The 14,456-nt window shown below is 74.3% G+C and carries 14 protein-coding genes and 1 riboswitch; of the genes, 13 read left to right on the forward strand and 1 reads right to left on the reverse strand.

Going from position 1 to position 14,456, the window contains the following annotated elements; genetic code table 11:
* Positions 1-38: 38 nt before the first annotated feature.
* Complete coding sequence (gene cobO, locus I5731_RS00435; protein ID WP_197309382.1) at positions 39-665, reverse strand: cob(I)yrinic acid a,c-diamide adenosyltransferase; 627 nt, start codon at positions 663-665, stop codon at positions 39-41.
* A gap of 122 nt (positions 666-787) precedes the next feature.
* Positions 788-971: riboswitch (cobalamin riboswitch) on the forward strand.
* 38 nt (positions 972-1,009) lie between these two features.
* On the opposite strand from cobO, the gene I5731_RS00440 reads away from it, so the two are divergent.
* The 13 genes from I5731_RS00440 to I5731_RS00500 all read left to right on the forward strand — a co-directional run bounded on the left by I5731_RS00440 (position 1,010) and on the right by I5731_RS00500 (position 14,418).
* The gene (locus I5731_RS00440) at positions 1,010-1,186 is read left to right on the forward strand and encodes a CbtB domain-containing protein (protein WP_197309383.1); all 177 of its coding nucleotides are present in this window, start codon (positions 1,010-1,012) and stop codon (positions 1,184-1,186) included.
* Positions 1,187-1,212: 26 nt separating this feature from the next.
* Complete coding sequence (locus I5731_RS00445) at positions 1,213-1,962, forward strand: CbtA family protein (RefSeq protein ID WP_197309384.1); 750 nt, start codon at positions 1,213-1,215, stop codon at positions 1,960-1,962.
* A 97-nt stretch (positions 1,963-2,059) separates the two neighbouring features.
* Positions 2,060-2,503 (forward strand): DUF1636 domain-containing protein, encoded by a 444-nt coding sequence (locus I5731_RS00450; protein ID WP_328837820.1) that lies wholly within the window; start codon positions 2,060-2,062, stop codon positions 2,501-2,503.
* Positions 2,500-3,555 (forward strand): cobalamin biosynthesis protein CobW, encoded by a 1,056-nt coding sequence (cobW, locus tag I5731_RS00455; protein WP_197309386.1) that lies wholly within the window; start codon positions 2,500-2,502, stop codon positions 3,553-3,555. Before I5731_RS00450 ends, cobW begins: the two co-directional genes overlap by 4 nt.
* A gap of 24 nt (positions 3,556-3,579) precedes the next feature.
* Positions 3,580-6,948: a cobaltochelatase subunit CobN gene (gene cobN / locus I5731_RS00460; RefSeq protein ID WP_197309387.1), complete on the forward strand. Its 3,369-nt coding sequence runs from the start codon at positions 3,580-3,582 to the stop codon at positions 6,946-6,948.
* Positions 6,949-6,959: 11 nt separating this feature from the next.
* Positions 6,960-8,324, forward strand: a complete 1,365-nt coding sequence (gene cobG, locus I5731_RS00465) for a precorrin-3B synthase (RefSeq protein WP_268926545.1) — start codon at positions 6,960-6,962, stop codon at positions 8,322-8,324.
* Complete coding sequence (locus tag I5731_RS00470) at positions 8,321-8,968, forward strand: precorrin-8X methylmutase (protein ID WP_197309389.1); 648 nt, start codon at positions 8,321-8,323, stop codon at positions 8,966-8,968. Before cobG ends, I5731_RS00470 begins: the two co-directional genes overlap by 4 nt.
* Positions 8,965-9,747 carry a precorrin-2 C(20)-methyltransferase gene (locus tag I5731_RS00475; RefSeq protein ID WP_197309390.1) on the forward strand — a complete coding sequence of 261 codons (783 nt, stop codon included), beginning with the start codon at positions 8,965-8,967 and terminating at the stop codon, positions 9,745-9,747. Before I5731_RS00470 ends, I5731_RS00475 begins: the two co-directional genes overlap by 4 nt.
* Positions 9,744-10,532 (forward strand): precorrin-3B C(17)-methyltransferase, encoded by a 789-nt coding sequence (cobJ, locus tag I5731_RS00480; RefSeq protein WP_197309391.1) that lies wholly within the window; start codon positions 9,744-9,746, stop codon positions 10,530-10,532. The genes I5731_RS00475 and cobJ overlap by 4 nt, the downstream gene beginning before the upstream one ends.
* Positions 10,529-11,806, forward strand: coding sequence for a precorrin-6y C5,15-methyltransferase (decarboxylating) subunit CbiE (gene cbiE / locus I5731_RS00485; RefSeq protein WP_197309392.1), 1,278 nt, complete (start codon positions 10,529-10,531; stop codon positions 11,804-11,806). The genes cobJ and cbiE overlap by 4 nt, the downstream gene beginning before the upstream one ends.
* Before the next feature lie 55 nt (positions 11,807-11,861).
* On the forward strand, positions 11,862-12,278 hold the full coding sequence (locus I5731_RS00490; protein WP_328837822.1) for a cobalamin biosynthesis protein: 417 nt from the start codon (positions 11,862-11,864) through the stop codon (positions 12,276-12,278).
* Complete coding sequence (gene cobM / locus I5731_RS00495; RefSeq protein ID WP_197309393.1) at positions 12,275-13,066, forward strand: precorrin-4 C(11)-methyltransferase; 792 nt, start codon at positions 12,275-12,277, stop codon at positions 13,064-13,066. Before I5731_RS00490 ends, cobM begins: the two co-directional genes overlap by 4 nt.
* Positions 13,063-14,418, forward strand: a complete 1,356-nt coding sequence (locus I5731_RS00500) for a cobyrinate a,c-diamide synthase (protein WP_197309394.1) — start codon at positions 13,063-13,065, stop codon at positions 14,416-14,418. Before cobM ends, I5731_RS00500 begins: the two co-directional genes overlap by 4 nt.
* The last annotated feature ends 38 nt before the right edge of the window (positions 14,419-14,456 follow it).

A 14,456-nucleotide genomic window follows, 5' to 3' on the forward strand; every position in this document is an offset into this window, starting at 1 on the left:
GGCCGGGCGGCCGAACAGCGGCCGCGCGGCCGCACGGCTCAGAATTCGATCCCCGGCTGCGCCTTCACGCCGGCCGCGAAATGATGCTTTACCAGCCCCATCTCGGTGACGAGATCGGCGGCGGCGACGAGTTCGGGCTTGGCGTTGCGGCCGGTGACGACGACGTTGAGATCGGGGCGGCGGGCGACGAGCGCCTCAACCACCTCGGCGAGCGGCAGATAGTCATAGCGCAGCGCGATGTTGAGTTCGTCGAGAATCACGAGGCGGATGCCGGGGTCGGCCATCAGTTCCTCGGCCTTCTCGAAGGCGCGGCGGGCGGCGGCGACGTCGCGGTCGCGGTCCTGGGTCTCCCAGGTGAAGCCCTCGCCCATCGCATGCCACGTCACCTGGTCGCCGAAGCGCTCCACCGCGCGGCGCTCGCCGGTGTCCCAGGCGCCCTTGACGAACTGCACCACGCCGACGCGCCAGCCGTTGCCGAGCGCGCGCAGCAGGAGGCCGAAGGCGGCCGTCGACTTGCCCTTGCCCGGGCCGGTGTGGACGATCAGCAGGCCCTTCTCGGTAATGGACTTCGAGGCGACCTCGGCGTCCTGCACCGCCTTGCGCTTCGCCATCTTCGCCCGGTGGCGCTCGGCCTCGGGCGAGGCGTGGTCGTCGGCGATGTCCATCCGGGCTCTCCTGTCGCGTGCGACGTGGAGATGGCATCGGCGGGCCGGCGCCGCAATCCCCGCGGCCAAACGACCCCGCCGCGGCCCGGCGCGGTTTGTGCGTTGCGTGACACCGGGGGCGCGGCTAATCTCCGCGCGACGGTGCCTCGGAGACGAGGTGAAAAGGGAACGCGGTCCAACACCGCGGCTGCCCCCGCAACTGTAGGCGTTTTCGGCGCCGCCACGATGCCACTGGACGATTCGGTCCGGGAAGGCGGTGGCGTCAGGGACGTGAGCCAGGAGACCTGCCGTCGCAACCCCACTCCGAACCGGCCGCCGGTGGGGCGGCAAGGAAGGACACCAAGATGACGACCCAGACCGTTTCCACTGCCGCACCGGCCCGTGCGGAGGCCCTGAAAGCCGCGCTCTGCGCGCTCGTCGTCGGCGCCGCCCTCGTCTTCACGACCGGGTTCGCGATGCCGGACGTGCTGCACAACGCGGCGCACGACACGCGCCACGCCCTCAGCTTCCCCTGCCACTGAGCGCAGGGAAATCGAGGGAGGCTGTCATGCTGAACCGGATCTTCTGGGTCTGCCTGCTCGCCGGGCTAATCGCCGGCGTGCTCGTCGCCGTGGTGCAGGGTTTCACCACCACACCGCTGATCATCGCCGCCGAATCCTACGAAGGCGCGCCGGCCGAGATCGCGCCGCACGACCATGCGAGCGCCGAGGCCGCGGCGACGCCGCATCACCACGGCGCCGACGCGGTGGCCGAGGTCGGGCACAGCCACGACCCCGAGGCGTGGATGCCGGCCGACGGCCTCGAGCGCACGCTGTCGACCGCGCTGTCCACCATCGTCACCGCGATCGGCTTCGCGCTGATTCTCGTCGCGGCGATGACCGTCGCCGGCGAGACGATCACGCCGCGCACCGCGACCGCCTGGGCCGTCGGCGGCTTCCTCGCCACCGGGCTCGCCCCGGCGCTCGGCCTGCCGCCGGAACTGCCGGGCGCCAGCGCCGCGGCGGTGGAGGCGCGCCAGATCTGGTGGTTCGGCACGGTGCTCGCCACCGGCTTCGGGCTCTATCTCGTCGCCCGGGCGCCGTCGCTCGTTTCGAGGGCGATCGGCGCCGCGCTGCTGGTCGGGCCGCACGTCATCGGCGCGCCGCATCCGCCGGTGATGGAAAGCCCGGTGCCGGCCGAGCTCGCGGCGCAGTTCGCGTCGGCTTCGCTGGTCGTCTCCGCCGTGCTGTGGCTCTCGATCGGCGCCGCCGTCGGGATGCTGTGGCATCGCGGCGAGCCCCGGCTCGCCGCCGCCTGATCCCGTTCCTCGCGCGCGGCGGGTCGTCGCGGCCCGGCATCGCTGCCGGCGCCGCAGCGGCCCGCCGGTCGCTTTGCGCATGCCAGAGGAGCCGGCGATGGACCGAGCCGACCCGACCGACGTCACCCTGTTCGTCTGCACCACCTGCCGCCGCGCCATCGGCGAGAGCGGCGATTTCGAGCGCCCCGGCGAGCCGCTTCATGCCGCGCTGGCCGACCGGCTCGCCGGCGTCGCCGGCATTGCGGTGACGGCGACCGAGTGCCTGTCGGTGTGCAAGCGGCCCGGCACGATCGCCCTCTCCGGCGGGCGGCGCTGGACCTATGTGATCGGCGACCTCGACCTCGCGGCGCATCTCGACGAGATCGTCGCGGGCGCCCTCGCCTACCGCGAAGCGCCCGACGGCATCGTGCCGTGGCGCGAGCGGCCGCAGTGCTTCAAGAAGGGCGTCGTTGCCCGGATTCCGCCCTCCCCGCTCGGGGTGGCCGACGTCCGCGCCGCCCCCGTTTCCTCTTCGACCGCGCCATCGGAGGCCGCCGAATGACCACATCCGCCCAGAAGCCCGGCGCCGCCGGCAAAATCCCCGTCACCATCGTCACCGGCTTCCTCGGTGCGGGCAAGACGACGCTGATCCGCCACCTGATCGAGCACGCCGGCGGCCGCCGCCTCGGCCTGATCGTCAACGAGTTCGGCGACGTCGGCGTCGACGGCGACATCCTGCGCGCCTGCGGCGTGGAGAGCTGCACGGAAGAGAACATCGTCGAGCTCGCCAACGGCTGCCTCTGCTGCACCGTCGCCGACGACTTCGTCCCCGCGATCGAGGGGCTGCTCGGCAATGCCAACCCGCCCGAGCACATCGTGATCGAGACGAGCGGCCTCGCACTCCCGAAGCCGCTGCTGAAGGCGTTCGACTGGCCGCCGATCCGCAGCCGGCTCACGGTCGACGGCGTGATCGCGGTGGTGGACGCCGCGGCGGTCGCCGCCGGGCGCTTCGCCGACGATCCGGACGCGGTGCTCGCCCAGCGGGCGGCGGACGATGCCGTCGACCACGACAATCCGCTGGAGGAGGTCTACGAGGACCAGTTGCTCTCGGCCGACCTCGTGGTGCTCAACAAGTCCGACCTCGTCAGCGCCGGCGAGCGCGCCGACATCGCCGCGGCGATCACGGGCATCGTGCCGCGGGCGGTGAAGCTGGTCGAGGCCGAGGAAGGCCGGGTCGCGACCGCGATCCTGCTCGGCCTCGGCGCCGCCGCCGAGGACGACCTCGCCGCCCGCCCCTCGCACCACGACGCCGAGCCGGAGCACGACCACGACGACTTCGACAGCTTCGTCGTCGAGATCGCCGCCACCGACGACCCGCAAGCGCTGGTGGACAAGCTCTCGGGCATCGCCGCCGACCACGACGTGCTGCGCATCAAGGGCTTCGTCGAGGTGACCGGCAAGCCGATGCGCCTGCTGGTGCAGGGTGTGGGCACGCGCTTCCGGCACCAGTACGATGTGCCGTGGTCGGTGGACCGGCCGCGGCAGAGCCGGCTCGTCGTGATCGGCGAGAAGGGCCTCGACCGCGCCGCGATCGAGGCGGCGATCGCCGCCTGAGGCCCTCGGGCAAGGAGACGCGCGATGCATGTGCTCGCCGAGCAGATCCGGTCGCTGGACGATACCGTCCAGGCGGTCGATCTCGGCCAGAGCCCGGCGGAGCTCGTCATCCTGTCGTTCAGCGATTCCGACCTCGCGCTGCTGGCAGGGGCGCACGAGGCGGCCGTAGCCGGCGGCCTTGCGCCGCCGACGCTGCGCCTCGCGCGGATCGCCGACCTGCTGCATCCCTATTCGGTCGACCTCTACGTCGAGAGCGTCGCGGCGCGCTCGCGGCTCGTCATCGTGCGCTGCCTCGGCGGGCTCGACTACTGGCGCTACGGCGTCGACGAACTCGCCGCCGCGGCGCGGCGGCACGGCGTGATGCTGGCCGTCGTGCCGGGCGACTACCGGCCCGACCCGCGGCTCGACGCCGCTTCCACCTTGCCGGAAGCAGACCTCCGCCGGATCTGGGGCTGGTTCCAGCACGGCGGACCGGACAACGCCGCCGCGGTGCTCAGCTTCGCGAACGACCGGCTCGGCCGGCCGGCGATCGTGCCCGAGCCGGCGCCGATGATCGCGGCCGGGCGCTGGCTGTCGGCCTGCCGGGCGGCGGACGCCGGGGCGCCGGCGGCCCTCGTCGTCTGCTACCGCTCCGTGCTCGCGGCCGGCGACGGCGCGCCGGTGGCAGCCCTTGCCGACGCGCTGCTCGGCGAAGGCTTTGCCGTCACCACGGTCTATGTCACCAGCCTGAAGGACCCGGCCGCCGTCGCCGTGGTCGCCGGGCTGATCGCGGAGACCGCGCCGGCCGTCGTGCTCAACACCACCGCCTTTTCCGCGCGGCAGGACGACGGCGGCACCGTGCTCGACCGCGCCGACGTGCCGGTGCTGCAGGTGGCGCTGGCGACTACCTTCCACGACGCCTGGACGACCAGCGCCCGCGGCCTCGGCGCCGCCGATTTCGCGATGAACGTGGTGCTGCCCGAGGTCGACGGCCGGCTGATCGCCGGCGCGGCCTCGTTCAAGAGCGCGGGTGCGCGCTCGGACACGCTGCAGTTCTCCCGGGTGACGCACCGGCCGGAGCCGGACGGCATCGCCCATGCGGCGGCGCTCGCCGCCGGCTGGGCGCGGCTCGGGCGCGCGCCGCGCGCCGCGCGCCGGCTGGCGCTGGTGCTCTCCGACTATCCCGCGAAGGGCGGGCGCACCGCCTATGCCGTCGGGCTCGACGGGCCGGCGAGCATTGCGGCGATCGCGGACGATCTCCGGCGCGCCGGCTACGACATCGCCGCGCTGCCGGAGGCGGCCGACCTGATCCGCGGGCTCGAGGCGCGGACGATGACCGTGACCTTGCCGCTCGCCGACTATGCCCGCCTGTTCGCGGCGCTGCCGGACGCGTTTCGCGCGGCGGTGGAGACCGCCTGGGGCCGGCCGGAGGCGGATGCGGCGGTGGCGGAGGGCGCGTTCCGCCTCGCCGTGCACGTCGCGGGCAAACTCGCCATCGCCGTGCAGCCCGACCGCGGCCGGCGGGCCGCGCGGGCCGGCGACTATCACGACCCGAACCTTGCCCCCTCGCACGGCTATGTCGCGTTCCATCTCTGGCTGCGGCATGTGTTCGCCGCCGACGCGATGATCCACCTCGGCACGCACGGCACGCTGGAATGGCTGCCCGGCAAGGCGGTGGCGCTGACGGCGACCTGCGCGCCGCGGGTGCTGACCGGGGCGCTGCCGGTGATCTATCCGTTCATCGTCAACAACCCCGGCGAGGCGGCGCAGGCGAAACGCCGGATCGCCGCGCTCACCCTCGGCCACCTGACGCCGCCGCTCGTGGAGGCCGGGCTGCACGGCGCGGCGGCCGAGATCGAGGCGCTGCTCGACGAGTTCGCGCAGGCGCAGACGCTGGACCCGCGCCGGGCGAGCCGCCTCGCGGATTCGATCCTCGACGCGGCCGCGCAGAGCGGGCTCGCCGCCGACGGCGGGCTGACCGACGACCTCGACCGGGCCGAGAAGCTCGCCCGGCTCGACGCCTGGCTCTGCGACGTCAAGGACATGCGGATCGGCGACGGGCTGCACGTGTTCGCCCGGCCCGCGGAAGCCGCACTACGCCAGACCGCGGCCGCCGGCATTGCGGCCGGCACCGGGCGCGAGACGAACGACGTCGCCGACTTGCTGCACGCCTCGGCGTCGGCGGAGCGCGACGGGCTGCTCGCCGCCCTCGACGGCCGCTTCGTCGCCCCCGGCCCGGCCGGCGCCCCGGCGCGCGGGCGGCTCGACGTGCTGCCTACCGGGCGCAATCTCTATACCGTCGACCCGCGCCAGGTGCCGACGCGCACCGCCTGGGAGATCGGCCGGCGCACGGCGGAAGAGGTCGTCCGCCGCTATGCCGAGGACCACGGCGACTGGCCGCGGCGGATCGTGATCGACCTCTGGGGCAGCGCCACCATGCGCACCGGCGGCGACGACCTCGCGCAGGCCTTCGCTCTCCTCGGCGTCCGCCCGGTGTGGGATCCGGCGACGGCGCGCGTCTCGGGCTTCGAGGTGATTTCGCCGGCCCGGCTCGGCCGGCCGCGCGTCGACGTCACGCTGCGCATCTCCGGGCTGTTCCGCGACGTGTTCGAGCCGCAGATCCGGCTGTTCGACTCAGCAGTGGGCTGCGTCGCGGCGCTGGACGAGGCGCCGGAGGACAATCCGCTGGCGGCCAACGACGGCCCGCGCGTGTTCGGCACGGCGCCGGGCGCCTATGGCGTCGGCATCGGCGCGGCCATCGCCACCGACGCCTTCGAGGATCGCGCCGCCCTCGGCGCCGGCTATCTCGCGGCGAGCGGCTTTTCCTATGGCCGCGACGGCGAGGGGATCGCTGCCGATGCGGCCCTCGCCGAGCGCATCCAGGGGGCGGACGCCTTCGTGCACGTGCACGACCTTGCCGGGCAGGACGTGCTCGACGCCGACGCCTTCGCCGAGCACACCGGCGGCTTTGCCGCGGCCGCGACGAGCATGGGCCGGCGGCCGGCGCTCTACCACGTCGACGCCACCCGGCCCGAGGCGACCAAGGTGCGCACGCTCGAAGAGGAAATCTCCCGCGTCGTCGCGGGGCGGGCGACCAACCCGCGCTGGCTCGCCGGCCAGATGCGGCACGGCCACCGCGGCGCCGCCGAGATCGCCGAGACGATCGGCAACCTTTTTGCCTTTGCCGCCACCACCGACGCGGTGCCGCCGCGTGCCTTCGACCGGCTATTCGACGCGACGCTCGGCGACGAAGCGGTGCGCCGCTTCATGCTGGACGCCAACCCTGCCGCCACACAGGCGGCGGCGCGCAGCTTCGACGCCGCGATCCGGCGCGGCTACTGGCCGACGCGGCGCAACTCCGTCGCCGGCCGGCTCGCCGAGGTGCTCGGCCCGGCCGCCGAGGCGGCGCGATGAGCGCGCTGCCGATGCCGGCCGCCGGCGACACGGCCGCGGCGTCCCGCGTCAAGGGCTGGTGCCCCGGCGCGCGGCGGCCGATGGCGAGCGGCGACGGGCTGATCGTGCGGGTGCGGCCGCACGGCGGGCTACTCACGCAAGAACAGGCGCTGGCCCTCGCCACGCTGTCGGCGACGCACGGCAACGGGCTGATCGACATCAGCCGCCGCGCCAACCTGCAACTGCGCGGCGTCGGCGAGGCGACGTTCCCCGCATTGCTCGATGCGCTGGACGGGTTCGGGCTGCTCGACCCGGATGCCGAGAGCGAGGGCATCCGCAACATCATCGCGCCGCCGCTCGCCGGGCTCGATGCGACGGCGATCATCGATGGCGTGGGACTCGTGGCGGCGCTGGAGGCGGTGCTCGCGGGTGACGACGCGCTGCGCGCGCTGCCGCAGAAGTTCGGGTTTCTGGTCGACGAGGGCGGCGCGCTGCCGCTCGGCGACGTGGCGGCGGATATCCGGCTGACGGGGGTCATGACCGGGGCCGGGGCGCGGGTGCTGGTTGCGGTCGGCGGGGACGCGGCGAGTGCCGTGCCGCTCGGGCTGGTCGAGGCCGCGGCGGCCGCGGCGGTCGCGGGGCGGCTCGCGCGGGGGTTTCTGGAGCTCGGCACTGCGGGCGGGCCGCGGCGGATGGCGGGGCTGGTGCGGGAGGTCGGGGCGGAACCCCTCATCCGGCTGCTACGCAGCCACCTTCTCCCGCAAGGGGAGAAGGGAATTTTGGCGGGCGCCGGGGATCGGGAGCCAGTATTGCCTGCGCCGAAGCTCATGGCAGGATCAGCAGACCCGGCGGCGGAAACGTCCGATCTCACGGCAGGATCGGTGGCGCAGCGGGCGGCTCTCGGCGTGCATCCCGCCTATGTCGGCATCGCGGCGCCGTTCGGGCGGATTGCGGCGGCGGACTTTGCGAAGCTCGCGGCGCTGGCGCCGGGGGGCGTGCGGCCGACGCCGTGGCGGGGGCTGATTCTCGCCGGCGCGGACGCTGCGGCGCTGGCGCTGGCGGCGTCGCTGGGGCTGGTGACGCGCCAAGACGATCCGCGGCTCGGCGTCGACGCCTGTCCCGGCGCGCCGGACTGCAACGCGGGCGAAGCCGAGACCCGCGGCGCGGCGGCGACGCTCGCGCCGCTGCTGCGGGGCGAGACCTTGCACGTCTCGGGCTGCGCGAAGGGCTGTGCACGCTCGGCACCGGCTCGCTACACTTTGGTCGGGCGCGCAGGCGCCTATGATCTGATAGAAAACGGCAGGGCCGACGCGGCGCCGACGCAGCGCGGCCTTTCGCTCAACGACGCCGCGGCGCTGATCGGCGCCGGCGCGGCAACAGGACGACCGACCCCGTGACGACGCTTGGCACCGCCCCAGCCTACGACTACGAGCGCGACGGCGCGGCGATCTATCGCCGGTCGTTCGCGATCATCCGCGCCGAGGCGGAGCTTGCGCGCTTCTCGGCCGCGGAGGAGAAGGTGGCGGTGCGGATCATCCACGCCTGCGGCATGGTCGAGGCCGCCGCCGACATCGCCTTTGCGCCCGGCGCGGTGCTCGCCGCGAAAGCCGCCCTGCGCGCGGGCGCACCGATCCTCTGCGACGCCAAGATGGTGGCGAACGGGGTGACGCGGGCGCGGCTGCCGGCCGGCAACGAGGTGATCTGCACGCTCGACGATCCGCGCGTGCCGGGCCTCGCCGCCGAACTCGGCACCACGCGCACCGCCGCGGCGATGGAGCTGTGGCGCGAGCGGCTCGCCGGGTCGGTGGTGGCGATCGGCAACGCGCCGACCGCCCTCTTCCGCCTGCTCGAGATGATCGACGCCGGCGCCGCGCCGCCCGCCGCGGTGATCGGCATGCCGGTCGGCTTCGTCGGCGCCGCGGAATCGAAGGACGCCCTCTTTGCCCACGGCGGCGCACCGGCGCTGATCGTGCGCGGCCGCAAGGGCGGCAGCGCCATGGCCGCCGCCGCCGTCAACGCGCTCGCGAGCGACGCCGAATGAACATGATCGACCCCAACCTGCCGGCGACCGACCCCGGCGACGCGGCGACCGTCGTCGCCGGAACGTTGCACGGCGTCGGCCTCGGGCCCGGCGACCCGGAACTCCTGACGATGCGCGCGGTGCGACTCGTGCAGGAAAGCCCGGTGGTCGCCTACTTCGCGAAAAAAGGCCGGCGCGGCCACGCCCGCACCATCGTCGACCGCTGGCTGCAGCCGGGGGTGCGCGAGCTGCCGCTCTACTATCCGGTGACGACCGAGATCGCGCATGCCGACCCCGCCTACAACGCCGCGCTCGCCGATTTCTATGCCGAGGCGGCGACCGCGGTGGCGCTGGAACTCGGCGCCGGGCGCGACGTGGTGCTGGTCTGCGAGGGCGACCCGCTGTTCTATGGGTCGTTCATGCATCTCTACATCCGCCTGAAGGACCGCTTCCGCACTGCGATCACACCGGGCGTCACCGGCATGTCGGGCTGCTGGACCGCGGCCGGCCAGCCGATCACCTGGGGCGACGACGTGCTCACCGTGCTGCCGGGCACGCTGCCCGAGGCCGACCTGACGCGCCGGCTCGCCACCACCGACGCCGCCGTGATCATGAAGCTCGGCACCAACTTCCCGAAGGTGCGCGCAGCCGTTGCGGCCGCCGGGCTGCTGGAGCGCGCCGTCTATGTCGAGCGCGGCACCATGGCCGGTGAGACCGTGCTGCCGCTTATCGAAAAGACCGACGACAGCGCGCCGTATTTCTCGCTGGTGCTGATCCCCGGCAACGGGCGGCGGCCATGAGCGGCGCCGCGGGCGGGCACCTCACAGTGGTCGGCCTCGGCCCGGGGCCGGACTGCTGGCTGACGCCGGAAGCCGCGGACGCCGTCGCGGCCGCGACCGACCTCGTCGGCTACCAGCCCTATGTCGCGCGCTGCCCGGAGCGACCCGGCCAAGCCCGGCACGCCAGCGACAACCGCGTCGAGCTCGACCGCGCCCGCCATGCGCTCCGCCTCGCCGCCGCGGGGCGGCAGGTCGCGGTGGTGTCGGGCGGTGATCCGGGCATCTTCGCCATGGCCGCCGCCGTCTATGAGGCGATCGAGGTCGACGGGCTACCCGCCGGCGTCGAGGTTCGCGTGCTGCCGGGCATCAGCGCGATGCAGGCGGCCGCTGCCCGGCTCGGCGCGCCGCTCGGCCATGATTTCTGCGCGATTTCGCTCTCCGACAACCTGAAGCCCTGGGCGCTGGTCGAGCGCCGGCTGACGGCGGCAGCAAACGGCGACTTCGTCGTCGCGCTCTATAACCCCGCTTCCAAAGCCCGGCCCGACCGCATCCATCAGGCCTTCGCGCTGCTGCGCGGGCTGAAGGCGGGGACGACCCCCGTGGCTTTTGCCCGCGCCGTCGGCCGCCCCGACGAGCGCATCGTGGTGACGACGCTCGGCGACGCCGATCCCGGCGTCGCCGACATGGCGACGCTGGTGCTGATCGGTTCGTCGGAGACGCGGTGGTTTTCCGCCGGCGGCCGCGACGTGCTGCTGACGCCGCGCAGCGTGGCGGCGGCGCGCGGCGATCTCGCGGAGGCCTCGTGAACGCGGCCGCGCCGCGGCCCGCGGCTGCCGGAGTTCCCGCTTCAGCCGCCGCAGGCCGCTGGCTCGGCATCGTCGGGCTCGGCGAGGACGGCGTTGACGGGTTGTCGCCCGCGGCGCGGCGGTTGGTCGCCGGGGCGGACCTCGTCGTCGGCGGCGCGCGGCACCTCGCCCTCGCGGCCGATCTGATCGCGCCCGGCGCGGCGACGCTCACCTGGCCGTCGCCGCTCACCGATGCCTTCCCGGCGATCCTCGCCCGGCGCGGGCGGGCGGTGGTGGTGCTGGCGACCGGTGATCCGTTCTTCCACGGCGTCGGCTCGCTGCTGACGCGCCTCGTCGATGCGGGCCAAATGCTGTGCCTGCCGGCGCCGTCCGCCTATGCGCTCGCCTGCGCCCGACTCGGCTGGGCCGGGCAGGACGTGGTGCGCCTCTCGCTGCACGGACGGGCACTGGCGCAGGTCCGCCGCCATCTCCACCCCGGCGCGCGCCTGCTCGCGCTGTCGTGGGACGGCGAGACGCCGCGGCGACTGGCGGAGCTGCTCAGCGCCGAGGGCTTCGGTTCGTCGCGGCTCACCGTGCTCGAAGCGATGGGGGGCCTGCGCGAGCGGGTGACGGAAACCACCGCCGCCGGGTTCGACCTCGGCCCCGCCGATCCGCTCAACACCGTCGCGCTCGAGATCGTGGCCGATCCGGGCGCCCGGGTGCTGCCGCTGTCGCCCGGCTTGCCGGACGACTGGTTCGAGAACGACGGCCAGATCACCAAGCGGGAGGTACGCGCGATGACCCTCGCCGCGCTCGCCCCGCGGCGCGGCGAGATGCTGTTCGACATCGGCGCCGGCTCGGGCTCGGTCGCGATCGAATGGATGCTGGCCGACCCGAGCCTTGCCGCGGTGGCGATCGAGCGGGACGCAGCGCGCGCCAGCCGGATCGGGCGCAATGCCGTCGCGCTCGGCGTGCCCGACCTTGCCGTCGTCACCGGCGCGGCGCCGGTGGCGCTCGGCGACCTCGGCGAGGCCGACGCGGTGTTCATCGGCGGCGGCGCCACCGTGCCGGGGCTGATCGACGCGGCGTTCGCGGCGCTGCGGCCGGGCGGCCGGCTGGTGGTCAACGCGGTGACGCTGGAGACCCAGGCTTTGCTCGCCGCCCGCTACGCTGCGGATGGCGGCGACCTCACCGAGATCGCGATCGCGCGAGCCGGGCCGGTCGGTGGCTTCCATGCCTTCCGCCCGGCAATGACCGTGGTGCAGTGGCGCCGGGAGAAACCCCATGCGCGATAGTGGCGGTCGTGGCGGCAGATCCGGCCCCGGACCGGGCAACGAAGCCGGCACCAATGTGACGTCTGCACGCATGCCGATCGTCGCGGTCGGGCTCGGCTCGCGGCGCGGCGTCGAGGTCGCGGCGGTGGTCAGCCTGGTGCAGCGCGCGCTGGCGCGGGTTGCCTCCGAGGCGCCGGTGGCGCTGTTCGCGCCGGTGGAAAAATACGGCGAGCCGGCGTTTGCCCAGGCCGCGCTGGAGCTCGGCCTGCCGCTGGTGCACCTGCCGAAGGCGGCGCTGCAGGCGGCCTCCGACCGTACGGTGACGCATTCGGAGCGGGTGGTGCAGCTGTTCGGCGTGCCGTCGGTGGCGGAAACCTGCGCGCTCGCCGGCGCCGGCGACGGCTCGCGGATCATCGTGCCGCGCATGACGGCGGACGGCGTCACCTGCGCGATCGCGATCGGCGGCACGCCGGCGGAGGGGACGCGGTCGTGACGGTGCACTTCATCGGTGCCGGCCCCGGCGCGCCCGACCTGATCACCCTGCGCGGCCGCGACCTGATCGCGGCCTCCCCCGTCTGCCTCTACGCCGGGTCGCTGGTGCCACAAGCGCTGCTCAGGCATTGCCCGCCGGGGGCGCGCATCGTCGACACCGCGCCGCTGTCGCTGGACGAGATCGCCGCGGAGTTCGTCAGGGCGCATGACGCCGGCGAGGACGTCGCCCGGCTGCACTCCGGCGACCTCTCGATCTGGAGCGCGCTCGGCGAGCAGATCGCGCGGCTCGAGGCGCTCGGCATTCCCTACACCGTGACGCCGGGCGTGCCGGCCTTCGCGGCCGCGGCGGCGGCGCTGCGGCAGGAGCTGACGCTGCCCGAGATCGGCCAGTCTCTCGTTCTCACCCGCACCCCCGGCCGCGCCTCGGCGATGCCGCCGCGCGAGACGCTCGTCAGCTTTGCGGCGAGCGGCGCGACGCTGGCGGTGCATCTTTCGATCCACGCCCTCGGCCGCGTCGTCGCGGACCTCGTCCCGAGCTATGGCGAAGATTGCCCCGTCGCCGTGGTCTACCGGGCGAGCTGGCCGGACGAGCGCATCGTGCGCGGTACGCTGGCGACGATCGAGGCGGCGATCGCCGCCGACCCGATCGAGCGCACGGCGCTGATTCTCGTCGGCCCGGTGCTCGGCCGGCCGGCGGCGGCGGCGAGCGCGCTCTACAGCGCCGACTACCAGCGCCGCTTCCGCGGCCGCGACAGCCGCGCCGGCGCGGACGAGGACGCGGCGCGATGATGCCGCCGGGCCTGCTGGTCGGCGCGCTGCGCTCGGGCTCCGGCAAGACCACCATCGCGCTCGGGCTGATGCAGGCGCTGAAGGCGCGCGGCGTCGCGGTCGCGGCGGTGAAATGCGGCCCGGACTATATCGACCCCGCCTTCCACGCGGTCGCGACCGGGCGGCCGAGCCTCAATCTCGACAGCTGGGCGATGCCGCCGGCGCTGCTCGGCAGTCTCGGCCGGCAGGCGGGCCTCGGCGCGGAGCTGGTGATCGCGGAAGGGCTGATGGGTCTCTTCGACGGGGTGCCGGGGCCGGTGGGGCGCACCGGCTCCTCGGCGGATGTCGCCGCCGCGTTCGGCTGGCCGCTGCTGCTCGTGCTCGACGTCTCGGGCCAGGCGCAATCGGCGGCTGCGATCGTGCACGGCGTGCGCAGCTTCGATCCGCGCCTGCCGCTCGCCGGCGTCATCCTCAACAAGGTCGGCTCCGAGCGGCATCGCCGCCTCGCCGCCGGCGCGATCACGGCGCTCGGCGTGCCGGTGTTCGGCGCGGTGCCGCGGCAGGACGGGCTGGTGCTGCCCGAGCGGCATCTCGGCCTCGTCCAGGCCGGCGAATCGGCGGACCTCGACGAAAAACTCGCCGCGATGGGCGCGGCGGTCGCCGCCCACGTCGACCTCGACGCGGTGCGGTCGGCCGCGCGTGCCGGGCCGTCGTCGGCAGACACGGCCGGCCCCGCTTTACCCCCGCCGGGCCGGCGGATCGCGCTCGCCGCCGACGCCGCGTTCAGCTTCGTCTATCCGCACGTCGTCGCCGGCTGGCGCGCGGCGGGGGCCGAACTCGTCCCGTTTTCGCCGCTCGGCGATGAGCCGCCACCGGACGACTGCGACGCCTGCTGGCTGCCGGGCGGCTACCCGGAACTGCACGCAGCGCGGCTCGCTAGCGCCGGCCGCTTCCTCGCCGGCCTGCGGGCGTTTGCCGAAACCCGCCCGGTGCACGGCGAGTGCGGCGGCTACATGGTGCTCGGCGAGGCGATCACCGATGCGGACGGCGTGCGCCATCCGATGGCCGGGCTGCTCGGGGTCGAGACGAGCTTTGCCCGGCGCAAGCTGCATCTCGGCTATCGTCGGGCAAGCCTTCCCGCGGCGAGCCCGTTCGGGCCGGCCGGCACCGTGCTGACGGGCCACGAATTCCACTACGCCTCGATCATCGCCCGCGGCGACGATGCGCCGTTCGCCAGCGTCGGCGACGCGCACGGCGGCGCGGCGGCCCCCGACGGCAGCCGGCGCGGCCATGTTTCGGGCAGCTTCTTCCACGCCATCGCGGCGCTGGACCGCGAGCCGGCCGACGGTGACAGCGCCGCCGGTTCCGCTTGACACCGGGGGCACCCCCTCCTTATATCGGCGGCGCTTCG

Source organism: Methylobrevis albus (assembly GCF_015904235.1).
Lineage (GTDB): Bacteria > Pseudomonadota > Alphaproteobacteria > Rhizobiales > Pleomorphomonadaceae > Methylobrevis_A > Methylobrevis_A albus.